The following is a 14,332-nucleotide window of genomic DNA, read 5'->3' as shown; positions in this document are numbered from 1 at the left end:
CCCCATGCACATCCATATCCTTGGCATCTGCGGCACCTTCATGGGCGGCATCGCGGTGCTGGCCAAGCAGGCCGGTCATACCGTCACCGGCTGTGACGCCAATGTGTACCCGCCCATGAGCACGCAGCTCGAAGCGCAGGGCATCCAGCTCATCGAAGGTTTTGCACCCCAGCAGACCGCGCTGAACCCGGATATCTATGTGATCGGCAATGTGGTGTCGCGTGGCAATCCGCTGATGGAGGAGATCCTCAATCGCGGCCTGCCCTACATCTCTGGCCCGCAGTGGCTGGCAGAGAACGTGCTGCACAGCCGCTGGGTGCTGGCGGTGGCGGGCACCCACGGCAAGACCACCACCAGTTCCATGCTGGCCTGGATACTGGACTATGCCGGCCTGGCACCGGGCTTTCTGATCGGTGGCGTGCCACAGAACTTCGGCATCTCGGCGCGCCTGCCTGGCATCTCGCCCAATGACAGCCTGTACCAGCGCCCAACCAGCACACCAGGCAATAGCGCGCCCGATGATGATGCATGTTCGCCGTTCTTCGTGATCGAAGCCGACGAATACGACACCGCCTTTTTCGACAAGCGTTCCAAATTCGTGCATTACCGGCCACGCACGGCGGTGCTGAACAATCTGGAATTCGACCACGCGGATATCTTTGCCGACCTTGCCGCCATCGAAACGCAGTTCCACCACCTGGTGCGCACCGTGCCGCAACAGGGCCTGGTGGTGGCCAACGGCACGGAGGCCAGCTTGCAGCGCGTGATCCAGCGCGGTTGCTGGACCCCGGTAGAGACGTTTGCCATGGAGAACTTCGGTGCCACTGACGGCTGGACCGCCAGCCATGTCGATGCCGAAGGCAGTTTCGATGTGCACTTCCAGCACCAGCGGCTGGGCCGCGTGCACTGGGCGTTGCTGGGTGAGCACAACCGCATGAATGCCCTGGCAGCCATCGCTGCCGCACGCCATGTGGGCGTGGCACCGGATGTCGCCATCGCGGCGCTGGCAGAGTTCCAGAACGTGAAGCGCCGCATGGAAGTGCGCGGTGTGGTGCATGACATCACCGTCTACGACGACTTTGCCCACCACCCGACCGCCATCGCCACCACAGTGGCCGGGCTACGCGCCAAGGTTGGCGCCAGCCGCATCCTCGCGGTGCTGGAGCCACGCTCCAACACCATGAAGCTGGGCGTGATGAAAGCCGCCCTGCCGGACAGTCTGCGCGACGCCGATCTGGTGTTCTGCTATGCGGGCAACCTGGGCTGGGATGCTGCAGCGGCATTGCAGGCTATCGCCGCCAGAACAGTGGTCTCGGAACACCTGGATCTGCTGGTGGATGCCATCGTGCAGGCGGCCCGGCCGGGTGACCATGTGCTGGTCATGAGCAATGGCGGCTTCGGCGGCATCCATCAGAAGTTACTGCAAAGGCTGGCGGGGTGAAGTTCATGTTGCAGCGCTGGCGCGATCCTTTGACCGCCATGCTGGCGGTATCGGGATTGATCCACCTGGTGCTGATCGTCAATCTGCACTTCCAGCCGCCCGAACCACACATCCTCAAGCACAACACCCCGCCCATGGATGTGGTGCTGGTGAATGCAAAATCGCAAACACCTCCGGACGACCCCAAGGCACTGGCGCAGGCCAACCTGGATGCGGGCGGCAACACCGCCAAGGTGGTACGCAGCCAGTCGCCATTGCCTGTGGAAGCACGTGCCACCAGCAGCAAAGCGCCCAAACCGCAGCCAGTGCCGGACATCGCCGAACAGGAAGTGGAGCAGAAGCAGGCACGTGTGGCAGAGCTGGAAAAACAAGCCCAGGAGTTACTCAGCCGTTCGCAGGCTGAGCCTGTGCTGCCAGTGCCCGAACCCGCCAGATCCGGTACGGCAGACCAGCCGCGCAAACCCCTCAGCGGCGTCGATCTGGCCGCCAGCAGCATGGAGATCGCGCGCTTACAGACCCAGATCTCCAAGCAGCAGCAGGCCTACGAACAGCGCCCACGCCAGAAATTCATAGGCGCGCGTACCCAGGAATCCCGCTTTGCTGCTTATGTGGAAGCCTGGCGGCAAAAGGTGCAGCGCATCGGCAATCTCAATTACCCGGCGGAAGCCCGTGAAAAGAAACTGTATGGCCGCCTGCGCATGACGGTGTCGATCCGTCAGGATGGCAGCCTGGAACGCATCGAAATCAACCAGAGTTCCGGCCATGCCGTGCTGGACGATGCCGCGCGCCGCATCGTGGAACTGGGTGCCCCCTACGCGCCGTTACCTGACGATATCCGTGTGGATACCGACATCCTCAGCATAGAACGCACCTGGACCTTTACTCGCCAGGACAGCCTGAATTCAGATTGAACCCCTACCACCCAAGCAGATGAAGATAGCCAGCTTATGAGCGACAGCCATTACCGATACCATGTGTTTTTCTGCCTGAATGCGCGCGAAGATGGCGCACAGTGCTGTGCCGACAGCGGCGCGGAAGCGGCATTTGACCACATGAAGTCACGCGTCAAGAAACTGGGTCTGAACGGCGCGGATGGCGTGCGCATCAACCGCGCCGGCTGCCTGGACCGTTGCGGCCTGGGGCCGGTGATGGTGGTCTACCCGCAAGCGGTGTGGTACACCTTCGTGGACCAGGAAGATATCGACGAGATCATCGCCTCCCATCTGGTGCAGGGCAAGCTGGTGGAGCGGCTGCTGGTTTAGTGCCGCTTGCGGGCTGGGCTGGTCAGGTCAGCAACTGCTGGATGCGGTTCTTGAGTTTGCTGGCGGTGTGCACATCGATGGCGTGTGCAGGCGTCTCACGGCGGGCAGGCCCCCAGATGGCGTTAGGGAAATGCCGGTCCAGCGTGAAGCGCGGGATCACATGCCAGTGCAGATGCGGGATCACATTGCCGAAGCTGGCCAGGTTGATCTTGTCCGGGTTCATCACGTCACGCACGGCCTGCTCCACACGGAACACGATGTCCATCAGGCGCATGCGGTCTTCCACATTCAGATCGGTCATTTCCTTGATGTGGCGATTGAGGATCACCCGGCAAAAGCCCGGATAGTCCGGCTCATCGATACGCACCACACGACACAAGGCGTCCTGCCACAGCAGTTCGCCACCCGGGTTGTCACACAGATCACATGCAGCCATACGTCTCTCGTTGAATAACAGCTTGGCGTTTATCGCCACATTGCGTTTATCGCTACATTAGCGACCAGGCTGGATTATAGCGGACTTGCGCCTGGACCGCGCCGCATCAGCCAGCGACGGGCGATATCAGCATAAAAAGTGCCCAGCACCAGCATGATGGCCAGCAGCAGATACAGCCAGCGTACGGAATAGGCGGTCACAAAGGTTGCCACCGGCGGCTGCGCATGCAGGAAGCGGTAGAAGGCCGCGTCATCCTGCGCCTCGATGTAGCGCGCGCCGATCTCCTGCGCCAGTTCACGCAGATAGCCATCTTCCAGCTGCGACAGGTAGCGGTCGAATTCGGCAGACGCCACCACCGGGTCCGGGTCATCCTTGCTGGTGTCGTTATAGGTCACGCCCACTGCACCCGCCGAGAACTCCTTGGCATCCGCAGCCCAGAAACCCACCCACTGGTTGTTGCTGTTGTAGCGCGGGATAGGCACCGGCTGTTTGCCGCCCACGCCGACGAAGATCACCTGCTTGCCGATCTGCACACCACGGAGGTCCAGCTTGTTGATGGCGTTGACCTTGGGCGCCTCGTCACCATCGGTGAAGAACAACATCTGAGCGGGTGCATTCAGTGAATCCAGCACCGTGGCCGCCGCCTTGACGCCAAAGCTGAGCCTGCTATTACCACGCCAGGACATGCGCCACTCCAGATGGTCGATGGCATCGACGATCACATCATAGTTGGCACACACTTCCAGGGGCATGAAGGTGAGCGCCACATTCTCGGCAGCGAACACGCCCAGGCTCACATAGGTGCCACAGGGCGAGGACTCGACGGTTTTACGCATCAGGTGGCGCACATAAGCCATACGGCTGACGTTGCGCCCGTCCAGCACGGCATCTTCCGCATTCATGCTTTGCGAAACATCGGCCAGCAACAAATAGTTATGCACATTCTGGCGTAGCGCTATCTCCGGCTTGAACACGGCCAGCAGCAACAGCAGCAATGCCGCGCCATACAGCAGGCTTTCCTGGTAGGCGTGCAAAAACCATCTGACCTTTTTCATGATCAAGGCAAACCTATCGGCAGGTTACTCAGCTCCATGCCGCTCTGCTCACGCTGCGGATTGCGCAGATGTTGCGGCAATATGGCCAGCAGCAGGCTGAGATTGAAGCGCGCCGCAGGCTGCGGGTTCAGACGCAGCGACTGCTCATAAGCCACCCGTGCCTGAGTCAGGTCATACAAGGCTGCGTCGATCAGGCTGCCATCGTCGTTGATACGCCGGTTCAGAGCCGACAGGAACAGGTTGTTGCCGATGTTGTATTGCAGGCTGGCCTGACGGGCTGGCGTTGGACTGGTCTCCAGCAGCTGCCCATAGCTTTGCACCGCATGCTTGTAATCCTGCGCACGGCCATGCTGGTAAGCCGCTGCGAACTTGGCCTCATAGGCATAGCGTTCATCGGCGATCGTTTTCCCTGCTATCGTTTCCCCCGAGAGCAAGGCCTGATTGAGCTGGCGGATATGCGCGACCTGATAAGCCTCATAGGCGGTAGCGGCAGCACCCAGGATCAATAACAGCGCCCACCAGGCGCTCAGGCGTTTGATGCGTTTTTCCATGTATGCACTCTCAGATTCTTGGCGATCAGCAATAGCAGACCGCACAGGATGGCCAGCAGGATCAGCGGCCGGGCGTAGTTATGGCCGGGCACCGTGACCGTGTATTTGATCAGGTTCTTCTCGCGGCTATCGATATCCTGGATGGCCGATTGCAGCGCCGTCGGGTTATCCGCCTCATAAGCCTTGTACTTGATGCCCAGCGACTTGAAGAACAGATCCAGCTCGATGGCCGCCGGAGCCAGGCCTTCTTCATAGTGCGCGCCATTGAAGATGCTGATGTCATCCGGCTCGCGCAGCACGATCCAGTACAGGCTCAGGCCGTTCTTTTTGAGCGTTTGCTTGATACGGCTCTTGACGCGCGGGCTCAGCTTGCCGGCACCGTCCGACATCAGGATGATGGCGCGTGAGCCCGAGTTCTGGATATGGTCGAACAAAGTGGTCGCTGCCGTCATGCCAGCGCCTATATTGGTCTGATTGATGCCGGCACTGGTGGCCGCGTTGATGGCGGCATGGATGGCGTCACGGTTGGAGGTGATCTTGATGCCATACAAAGCCGAGTTGGTGAACGCCACCACGCCCATCATGTCGTCCGGCCGTGAGTCGATGAAGCGCGTGATGAGGCGGCGTGCAGCAGCCGATTTGATCTCGCCAGCGCGGCCACTCTGATCCCCTGCGAAGGGATGATCCATGCTCACGCTGCGGTCGATCACCATCACGGTCTGGGCCCCCTTGCCGACCTTGACCACTTTACGTTCCTCGCCATGCAGGCCGGCCAGCGCCAGCACCATGCAGGCCAGCATCAGCGCTGTGACGATGCGCAACGCCAGGCTGGCCAGGTCAGAAACACGGTCCATGGGCACCATCTGCAACCAGGAATAAGCCTGCCCCTGACGGCCCTTGAACACAAACGGCACCAGTACCAGCGGCAATAGCAGCAAGGCCCATGGATAAACAAAGCTGGCTTGCAGAACAGTCATGCCAGGCGCCGCTCACAATGGCGTAAACGACGTGCCAGCGTCAGCAGGCCGTCAATGAAGTGCGCATCGCCAGCCTGCCCCGTGAACAGACGCTGGCTGGATTGTGCATAAAAAGCAGCAATATCTTCACGCAGGCTTAAAAACTGCGGATGGGCGGCGACAAAGTCATCCACTCCAGCTGCGAACAGGCTGACGCCATGCACACGGTCGAACGCCTGATGCAAATGCAGCAGCGCTTGTGCCTCGTGCTGTTGGGTAGGCGGCAAACGCCGGATGTGGCGGTAAGCCTGCGCAAAAGCGCCGCCCATGAACGGCAGCCAGCGCCGGTCCGCATGCACATAAACGAGGCCAGTCAGGCCAGCTAGCAGACACAACAGCCCCAATGCCAGCCGCTGGTAATGCTTGGACAAGCTGATAAGTGCAGGGGGTACCTGCGGCTGCAGATTGGTTTTGGCCAAGCCTACAGTGCCCGCCGCCAGCGGCGAGAACCAGAAATGCCAGGCTGGCACTTCCAGCACCAGCGCCCTGGGGCCACCATTGAGCGCGATGCGCTCGGCCGGTAACTGCAGAATGGCCGGACTGGTACTGGCGGCGAACACCTGATAACGCAGCAGCAGTGTGTAGATGGTGGATGCCGATACGCTGGTTTTCTCCAAACGCACATCGGCAAGTTCGATGCCATGACGGTTGGTGCCCTTGAGCGGCAGCGCGCTGATGGCCAGCTGATAGGGCTGCGCGATCTCCACCTGCAGCCTGCGTTCCAGATAATCACCGATCTGGATGCCGGTGCTGCGCTTGGGATTGTGTAGCTCAAGCACCCTGATCTCGGCATCAGCCGCGTGCTCAGTAGACGCCACCGCTGGCACGGCTTGCCCGGCGAGCGCGGCGCCAGATGCCAGCCAGCCCAGCGCAAACAGCACCGTCAAGGTCAGCAGGCGCAATAGCGCAGTCCATGTGGTGCGTGATGGTATGGTCATGAGGCAAAGTACTTTTCAAAGTAGTGGGTCAGGGCCTCGGCATGGTATTCACCATGCAGGAACAGGGCGGGGCTATCGAACCGCAGGAACAGGTCCTGCAGATCATGTCTGCGCTGCTCGAATGCGGCGATGAACTGACGGCGCAAGGCGTCGCGGAAGAACACGGTCCTGTCCTGCCCGGTCTCAGGGTCGATCAGCGTACCAAAGCCAAAACGCGGCAGACGCAGGTACTCCTGCTCGTCCCACAATACGATGGGCACCACCTGATGCTGCGACAGCATGCTCAGCGCCTGCTCGACCAGCAGCAGCGGCATGTGAAAATCAGAGATCCAGAACACCAGCGCGCGTGACTGGCTCAGATACTGCGCCACCTCCAGGATGCCCTCACCAGCCGGCACCAGTGTTTCGCGCTCCTCCAGTGCCGTGAGCAGTTCAACCACGCTATGCAAAGAAGTCCCCAGCGGCAGGCTGAAATCTTCCACCACGTGGCGGTCATAGCCCACCAGCCCGAACTGGTCACCTGCATCGCTGGCCGAGCGGGCAACAGAAGCAGCGATATGGATGGCTTGATCCAGCTTGCGGCGTCGGCCCCGGTAGTACATGGAGGCCGACAAGTCACACACCGCGAACAGGGGCGTGATGTTGTCCTGATTGAACAGGCGTACCTGCACCTGCTCATAGGGGTCGCGCAGCGTCTGGCGTATGTCGATACGCCGTGCATCCGGGTAATCCACCAGCGGCAGATTACCGCGGTAATCAAAGCCCAGCCCACGCTGATTGCCGCGATGTCCGCCCAGATGCTGGCTGCTGGACTTCCATGGCACGTAGTACTGGAACGGTTGTGCCGTCTGAACTGCCATGAGCTTAGCGCGCCGGAACCGCGATGTGGGCAAGGATGCGGCTGGTCAGCTCACGCGACAGCGCAGTACGGCGGTTCTCGTACATGCTCTGGAACACCAGCCGGTGCGCGATGATCTCGTGGAACACCGCATGGATATCTTCCGGGTAGACATGTTCGCGGTTCATCAGCCAGGCGTGCACACGCGCCGCTTTGAGCAGCATGCCCATGCCGCGCGGGCTGGCGCCAGCCTGCACCAGGCGGTGGATATCGGCACTGTCCAGGGTGATGCCGAAACGGGCCGGGTCCTGCGTGGCCTCCCACAGGTCCAGGGCATATTCCTCCAGTGTTTCGCTGGCCTGGATATGGCGTTGCAGCAGGTCGGAAAAGGCATTCAGCTGGTCGTACTGCAGGATGCCGGACGGCACCTGCTGGGTCAGCGTTTCAGCGTGCTGGAAGCGCGTATCGAACATCAGCGCCCGGCGCAGGTCGCGGTCATCCGGGATATGGATGGGGATCTCCATCATGAAGCGGTCACGTGCCGCAGACGGGATCTCGAAGGTCTCGTTCTTCTCCACCTGGTTACGGTCAGCGAACACCACCATGTGCGGCAGCCGGTATTCACGCTTGAAGGCATGCAGATGACGTTCGGCCATCACGCGCAGCATCAGCGCATGCACTTGCGGACGGGCACGGTTGATCTCGTTGAAGAAGAACACCGACAGCCGCTCGCCTGATCGCAGCAATGGGCCTTCGTCGATCTGCGGGCGACCATCGCTACCCAGATAAGTGTGGTAGACCAGGTCATTGGGCATCAGGTCTACCGTGCCCTCGATACGCTCATAGCTGCCGCCTATGCCACGTGCGATGGATTGCAGCAGTGTGGTCTTGCCCACCCCCACGCCGCCTTCAAGCAGCACATGCCCACGTGCAAAGATTGCGATGGTGATGTGGCGGATCGCCTTGTCCTGGCCGACGATGACACCTTGTACGGCTTGTTCCAGTTTAAGCGCGTGATCGCGCCAATCGGTCAACTGATTCTGCGAGACGAGAGTTTCCATGGGTTCCCAGGTAGTGGCTTAAGGTGAGTAAACGTGGTTGCGAGCCTGTGATACAAGCAATTGGCACAACAAAATATACAGGTCTGTATATACCACTCTACTGGATAAGTTTGTGGTGATGCAACCAGAATGATGAAGTCAGGCGCATATCGGGAGAAATTCCCGGTCCGCGCCTGCTAGACGCGATCAGCGCTGATGCACAGCGGTGGGGCTGGCCGACCTGCTCAGCCAGTCCACCAGCCTGGCGTTGAGTACCCCCATGCTGGCACCGATCAGGATGCAGGGCGGCAAGGCGAGGATGACATTCTGCATGGACAGGCTATGCAAAGCCTGCAGGCTGAAATGCCCGCCTGTGCTCAGAAACGCCCATACGCTGGCATAGCCATAGATGATGGCCGGTGTGACCGCAAAATAGCCGACCACGCCCAGACGCACCAGCGCACCGATGACCAGGCCGATTACCACCGGCCCCCACAAGGCATGCAGCAGGCCCTCGTTCCAGGGGCTGGCCAACAGCAATAAAGCCGTCAGCCAGGCGGTGAGCACACCCAAACCGATATGCGTCACCACGGTACGGAACGCTGCAGCGGGATGTTCACCGCCACCAACATGGAAGAAACAGGCCCAGGTGATGAACAGCATCCAGGCCGGCAAGGCCGGGTAGCCCTGGGTGAGCAGCAGTACGACGGTGGTGAGCAGGGCAGCGCAACAACAGGCGGCGTTGAGACGGGTCATGGCAATTCTCCTCTAGCAGGTGGCAGATTCAGGCCTGGCCTTTCATGACCAGCTCGCCATATTGTTCCGGTGTGATCACACCGCCCAGACGCTCGGCCAGCGCTGCATCACGCGGATGCAGCACCTCCTGCAGGGCGTCGATACGCTTCCATTGCGCCAGCGGGGTCTCGCACTGCGCTTGCGGCACATAAGGCGAAGCGGCCAGACGCTGATAGCGATGGATGTAGCGCGGGCAATTGATGAACACTTCGCTGATGGTCACGCGCACCACCAGCTCGGCCTCGTGGAATGCGGCCAGCAAGGGGTCGTCGCGGCTGACACTGGCAGTGCCATGCAGACGCACGCGATGCGGTGTCTCGAAATCAATGAACAACATGCCGATCTTGTCGTTGGCGGTGATGTTGCCCATGGACAGATACATGCCGTTGCCGTCCAGACTGGGGAATGCCAGCGTCCTGCTGTCCAGCACCTTGACGAAACCGGTCTGGCCACCTTTGTAGGAACAGGTTGGGAAGCCGCGATGGTCCACCGTGGTCAGAAAGAAGAAATCGCGCGATTCGATGAAGCCGCGATGGGCATCGGCAAGCTCGGGGACGACGATCTGTTCGCCCACCCGGTCGGCCAGCCTTGTGCTCTCGAACGCTGCCTGCATGGCGCGATGCTGAGTTCCGTATAGCTGGTTTTCATGTGGCTCGTTTTCGCATAGCTCGCTCATCTTATCCTCCACAATGTCATCCGATTTTCGGACATCATTAAAATCTCGTGGAGCTGATATTAATAAGCATGCTTTAATACAGTCAACTGAGCGACCATATTAATATGTCCGGTATTCGGATAACTTTAAGGACAGATGATGAGCACTCCGGAAACCAGCCCGCAGGCCGCCGGCAGCCTTAACCGCGCCACCATACTGCTGACCACGCTGGCACGCGGCTCACGCAAAGGCAGCACGCTGACAGAGCTGGTGAAACGCAGCGGACTGCCACGCCCCACCATCCACCGCGTGCTGGATAGCCTGATGGAGCTGGGATGGGTGGAGCGCGAGCCGGACAGCGGCCGCTACAATCTGGGTGCCGACCTGGCCGCGCTGGGCTATTCCGCGATCGCACGCCACCCCATCGCACGCGTGGCCGAGACCACACTGAGCGCACTGGCGGAAAGCTTGCGGCAAGTGGTCTATCTGGGGGTGCGTTCAGGGCTGGACATGGTGTGCATAGGCCGCTACGAAAGCCCTTCACAGATCCAGATCGGCAAAGGCTATGTAGGCCTGCGCGGCCCGTTCGGCATGAGCCTGAGCTGCATGGCCATGTTCGCACACCTGCCAGAAGCAGAGGTGCAGGACATCATCAACGCCAATATGGCCCGCTATCACCGCATCGAAGGCTTTGACGAGCAGGGTTTCCACCGCACCGTGGCGGATGCCATGCGCAATGGCTACGGCACCTATGACAACATCATCCTGGATCGCAGCACCAGTGGACTGGCGGTGGCCATCCTGGACCCGTCCGGCCACCCGGTCGCCGCCATCGGCACCACCTACATCACCGGCTGGCTGGACGACGCAGGCAAACAGCGCTGTCTGGAGCAACTACAACTGGCTGCCAGCAAGCTGGCGCAGCGCTTGTTCATGGAGCTGCCAGCCAGCTGAATACCTTGCGGAATGCCGGACAAGCAGCCCGAGCTGGCAAGCAGGATTGAAAAATCACTAGGTGCGCAGGATAATCCTTGCTGGGCGACAGCCCGGTTCACAAGCGGTTACGGGGTGTAGCTTAGCCTGGTAGAGCGCCACGTTCGGGACGTGGAGGCCGGAGGTTCGAATCCTCTCACCCCGACCAAAGCCATGCCCTCACCTGCCGTCAGAACGCCCAGGTCCCGCCGATCAGCCAGGTGCCGTTTTCCTTGAAGTTCAGTTGGTCCAGCCGGTTCTTCTCGTAGTTGTTGTATTGGATCGAGAACGTAAAAGGCCGCCAGTCGCGTCTGCCGAAAGCATAGCTCCAGGTGGCGTTATCGCCATTCACCGGGATATCGATCGCCGTGTATACATACCAGGGCGCCACCGGTGTCCATTGCATACCCAGCCGCATGGACGGCGCATCCTGCGAGAAGGGTGAGATCAGCGCAGCAAAACTGGAGATGCGTTTCTGCTCCAGCAGTTCAGAACGGAAGTTATAGCTGAGTGAGGCCACTGCACGTTCTTCTGCCAGCGCCTGGCCAGTCTGGATAGGCCCCCAGTTATTGACTTGCAAAGACCAGGTGCCTGGACGCCAGTCGTAATAGCCGAAGCCCCAGGAGTAGTTGAATTTGTCACCGCTGTCATTGCGGTATTGCACATCCGCACCCAGCCGCACGAACCAGTTCGGTTTGGGTGCCCACAGCGCCACGCCACCGTAAGACGGGATGTTACTGCCCGACCGGTAGGCGGTGTAGTAGTTACCGGAAAACTTGTTGTTCTCGCTATCGATAGGAACCGAGGCGATAGAAGGGCTGGAGCCGGCATTGGGGATGGCGCCTGCCAGGCTGGCAGGCGGTCCGTTTTGCATATCCGGCACGATAGCCAGTTGCTGCAGCTCCTGCGGGCTGCGCTTGCTGACCACCGTAGCAGGTTCCGCCTGGTAGGCTGCCGTCAGCCCATCGCGATAGCCAGCCTGGCGACCTTCAGCCAACCCCGCTTCGTAACTGGCAGCAGACCAGAAGCGCTGTTTTATGGCGGTGCGCTGCTCAGGGGAGATCAGGTTCTCGCGCCCGGCGACATTCGCTTCCAGCGCCGCATCGCGACGGCCCAGACCAGCTTCCAGGCCACTCACATAACCTTCGCTGTAGCCATCGGCAGCACCGAGATCGACTTCGCAGGCTGGCCGCCATTGATAAGGATAGGCGGTGGTCTTTCCGGGGGCAGAAGCTGTGGCCTGACGCAAGCTGCCGGACAAAGGCAGCAGATGCGGATTGACCAGCTCACCATCCTGGCTACGCACCGGGATGCATTGACGCCGCAGCTGTTCAGGGCTGGCGACCGCCGTCGGGGAAGCCCTCTCCGGGGCCACCAGCGCAGGGAAGCCCCACTGTGCCAAGCCTAGTTGCCCGGCCGGGAAGGTGGTGGCTGGGGTGCGTTTCTCCAGGCGACCATAGCGGGTTTCGATATCGAACATAGCGCCGTCCTGCAACACACCGCAGTAGTTCCAGCCAGCGAACAGACGGTTGATCTGCGGGGTCAGCTGCGGGAAACGTGCGGCGGCTTCGTCCAGGCTGCGCAATACGATATCCAGCGAAGCCAGATACAGCGCATTGTTGTTGCGGTCGTGGAACACATCATAGGGCAGCTCCATGTCGGCCGTGGTGTGGCGTTCCATCTCCTGCAGCGCAGCCGCCGCCTGCTCCTGCGTGCTGGCACAGTGCAGGGCCTGAGCGGCCTGAATGAACACAGGCGGCGTCTCCTCGGCCCGGGCCAGCGCGCTCATGGCGCATACCAGCAGGGCCGCCAGCCAGCGGGCGGGGGGCAGTGGCGCTACTTTCTGGGAGCGGCGGCGCATAAGTCAGGATTCACACACGCGTTGGCCTGGCCGGTCGGCAGGCAATGATCGGCATAGCGCTTGTCTTCCAGCACCAGTCGGTCGAATTGCAGATGACGCTGGCATTGACGGCAACCCTCTGCCAGCGGGCCATAGGCACGGTACAGGATGGTCTCCAGAATCACACCGTTGGTATTGGCAGTGAGCGCCTTGTTATAACCCAGCCCGGTCTCATAGACACCGGAATACCAGCCGTAGTCCGGGTCATAAGCGCTGCGCACATGGTCGATGAGCACCTTGGAATAGAACTCGCGTGGCTTGAACAGGGCCATGCTGATGGCCGCCTTGGTGGATACCGAGCGTAGCTGGCTCATGTCCCGGCCGGTGTCCGTGATGGCCGACCATGGCTTGCCTGCAACGAAGATGGTGTTGTAGACGAACCAGGGATCACGGTCCACATTATCTTCGGATACCGCCGTCACCTGACCGGTCTGCTCCCAGCGCTTCTGCTGCACTTTGTAGATATTATCCACCAGCGGTGACAGCTCGGGATCCAGGCCATTCTCCATGGCGTCCATATAGAAGGACTCGGTCACTACATAGTTGTAAGCGCCCAGGTCCTTGGGGTCACGTTTGTCATACGGGATGCTCACCCCGTAGATGTCTGTGGCCGTGGCGTGCTTGTTGCGGTAGGTTTTGGAGATGCCGGTATCAAAGCCCAGGCGCGAGAAGATCTTGCCTGCATATTGCTCGTAGCCAAGACGGCCTTCCTGCAGCACCTGGATCTGTTTGCCCTCTCGCGACAGGCCATACATCTCGCCATTCTTGATCAGGCGGCAGTATTTCCAGCGCGCCATCACCTGGCGTGCGATCAAACGGTGTTTGGGATGCATGCAGGACAACACGTTCAACCATTGCGACAAGCGCGCCAGATCCAGCGTGGACACGCCGATACCATCCTGGGTGGGCTTGTTGTTGTAGTCCGACATCTCGCCGTCCAGCGTGTTATAGGCTTTGTTGGGCGCTTCTTCGTTGAACAGACGCATGGTGTTCAAGGTGGCCAGCAGCGCAGTGATGCGGTCGTCGAACTCCTTCTGGCTGATGAATTCCAGCTCGCGTGCAGTCAGCGTGGCAGCAATCGACGAGCCGGTGTCCCACATGGTGGTGGAGGGATACTGATTGGCTGAATTGACCAGCCCGGTCTTGGCCTGGTAATTCTTCTCGAAGTATTTCCAGGCGATGCGCGCCATGTCGAGCTCCTGCTCGGACAGGATGTTCTTGCGCTTCAGGCAACAGCGCTCGGGGTAGCCGACAAACGGCATCTCATCTTCGGTCAGCGTGGTACTGGACATGGCGTTGGCATTGATCTCGCAGGCGTTCTTGGGCAGGTCGGGGGCGGCCATGGCCAGACCGGGCAGGCTGAGGCTCAGGGTCAGCAGGGCAACACTGCACAGCACGTGCAGCTTCATCAGTGGGGCGGTTGCAGTGTTCAT

The 14,332-nt window shown here is 60.5% G+C and carries 15 protein-coding genes and 1 tRNA gene; 5 read left to right on the top strand and 11 right to left on the bottom strand.

What is annotated here, in order from left to right:
- Window positions 1–4: 4 nt before the first annotated feature.
- Genes mpl through ED236_RS04525 form a run of 3 tightly spaced genes read left to right on the top strand, consistent with a single transcriptional unit; the run spans window position 5 to window position 2,703 of the window.
- Complete coding sequence (gene mpl, locus ED236_RS04535) at window positions 5–1,441, top strand: UDP-N-acetylmuramate:L-alanyl-gamma-D-glutamyl-meso-diaminopimelate ligase (RefSeq protein WP_123236780.1); 1,437 nt, start codon at window positions 5–7, stop codon at window positions 1,439–1,441.
- 5 nt (window positions 1,442–1,446) lie between these two features.
- Window positions 1,447–2,352: an energy transducer TonB gene (locus tag ED236_RS04530; RefSeq protein WP_123237105.1), complete on the top strand. Its 906-nt coding sequence runs from the start codon at window positions 1,447–1,449 to the stop codon at window positions 2,350–2,352.
- Window positions 2,353–2,388: 36 nt separating this feature from the next.
- A complete protein-coding gene (locus tag ED236_RS04525) occupies window positions 2,389–2,703 on the top strand; it encodes a (2Fe-2S) ferredoxin domain-containing protein (RefSeq protein ID WP_123236779.1) in 315 nt (104 codons plus the stop codon).
- Window positions 2,704–2,725: 22 nt separating this feature from the next.
- Here the strand turns inward: ED236_RS04525 and ED236_RS04520 are convergent, their stop codons facing one another.
- From ED236_RS04520 to ED236_RS04480, 9 genes are all read right to left on the bottom strand, one after another.
- Window positions 2,726–3,139: an HIT family protein gene (locus ED236_RS04520; RefSeq protein WP_123236778.1), complete on the bottom strand. Its 414-nt coding sequence runs from the start codon at window positions 3,137–3,139 to the stop codon at window positions 2,726–2,728.
- A 74-nt stretch (window positions 3,140–3,213) separates the two neighbouring features.
- Window positions 3,214–4,194 carry a vWA domain-containing protein gene (locus ED236_RS04515; RefSeq protein ID WP_123236777.1) on the bottom strand — a complete coding sequence of 327 codons (981 nt, stop codon included), beginning with the start codon at window positions 4,192–4,194 and terminating at the stop codon, window positions 3,214–3,216.
- A 2-nt stretch (window positions 4,195–4,196) separates the two neighbouring features.
- Window positions 4,197–4,745 carry a hypothetical protein gene (locus ED236_RS04510; protein ID WP_123236776.1) on the bottom strand — a complete coding sequence of 183 codons (549 nt, stop codon included), beginning with the start codon at window positions 4,743–4,745 and terminating at the stop codon, window positions 4,197–4,199.
- Window positions 4,721–5,722 (bottom strand): vWA domain-containing protein, encoded by a 1,002-nt coding sequence (locus ED236_RS04505; RefSeq protein ID WP_123236775.1) that lies wholly within the window; start codon window positions 5,720–5,722, stop codon window positions 4,721–4,723. The genes ED236_RS04510 and ED236_RS04505 overlap by 25 nt, the downstream gene beginning before the upstream one ends.
- Window positions 5,719–6,699 (bottom strand): nonribosomal peptide synthetase MxaA, encoded by a 981-nt coding sequence (locus tag ED236_RS04500; protein WP_240032034.1) that lies wholly within the window; start codon window positions 6,697–6,699, stop codon window positions 5,719–5,721. Before ED236_RS04500 ends, ED236_RS04505 begins: the two co-directional genes overlap by 4 nt.
- A complete protein-coding gene (locus ED236_RS04495; protein WP_123236774.1) occupies window positions 6,696–7,559 on the bottom strand; it encodes a DUF58 domain-containing protein in 864 nt (287 codons plus the stop codon). The genes ED236_RS04500 and ED236_RS04495 overlap by 4 nt, the downstream gene beginning before the upstream one ends.
- A gap of 4 nt (window positions 7,560–7,563) precedes the next feature.
- Window positions 7,564–8,598, bottom strand: coding sequence for an AAA family ATPase (locus ED236_RS04490; RefSeq protein ID WP_123236773.1), 1,035 nt, complete (start codon window positions 8,596–8,598; stop codon window positions 7,564–7,566).
- A 186-nt stretch (window positions 8,599–8,784) separates the two neighbouring features.
- Complete coding sequence (locus ED236_RS04485) at window positions 8,785–9,333, bottom strand: DUF1097 domain-containing protein (protein WP_123236772.1); 549 nt, start codon at window positions 9,331–9,333, stop codon at window positions 8,785–8,787.
- A 28-nt stretch (window positions 9,334–9,361) separates the two neighbouring features.
- The gene (locus ED236_RS04480) at window positions 9,362–10,048 is read right to left on the bottom strand and encodes a pyridoxamine 5'-phosphate oxidase family protein (RefSeq protein ID WP_123236771.1); all 687 of its coding nucleotides are present in this window, start codon (window positions 10,046–10,048) and stop codon (window positions 9,362–9,364) included.
- A 138-nt stretch (window positions 10,049–10,186) separates the two neighbouring features.
- Between ED236_RS04480 and ED236_RS04475 the strand changes: the two genes are divergently transcribed.
- Together ED236_RS04475 and ED236_RS04470 are read left to right on the top strand one after the other, a co-directional pair.
- Window positions 10,187–10,981 (top strand): IclR family transcriptional regulator, encoded by a 795-nt coding sequence (locus tag ED236_RS04475; RefSeq protein WP_240032033.1) that lies wholly within the window; start codon window positions 10,187–10,189, stop codon window positions 10,979–10,981.
- Window positions 10,982–11,091: 110 nt separating this feature from the next.
- Window positions 11,092–11,168: transfer RNA gene (locus ED236_RS04470), tRNA-Pro, on the top strand.
- A gap of 21 nt (window positions 11,169–11,189) precedes the next feature.
- Here ED236_RS04470 and ED236_RS04465 read toward each other — a convergent pair.
- Together ED236_RS04465 and ED236_RS04460 are read right to left on the bottom strand one after the other, a co-directional pair.
- The gene (locus ED236_RS04465; RefSeq protein ID WP_123236769.1) at window positions 11,190–12,860 is read right to left on the bottom strand and encodes a hypothetical protein; all 1,671 of its coding nucleotides are present in this window, start codon (window positions 12,858–12,860) and stop codon (window positions 11,190–11,192) included.
- Complete coding sequence (locus ED236_RS04460; protein WP_205125636.1) at window positions 12,836–14,332, bottom strand: DUF3131 domain-containing protein; 1,497 nt, start codon at window positions 14,330–14,332, stop codon at window positions 12,836–12,838. The genes ED236_RS04465 and ED236_RS04460 overlap by 25 nt, the downstream gene beginning before the upstream one ends.

This window comes from Pseudomethylobacillus aquaticus, from assembly GCF_003730115.1.
Taxonomy (GTDB): Bacteria; Pseudomonadota; Gammaproteobacteria; order Burkholderiales; family Methylophilaceae; genus Pseudomethylobacillus; species Pseudomethylobacillus aquaticus.
This window is presented reverse-complemented; position numbering and strand designations above follow the sequence as displayed.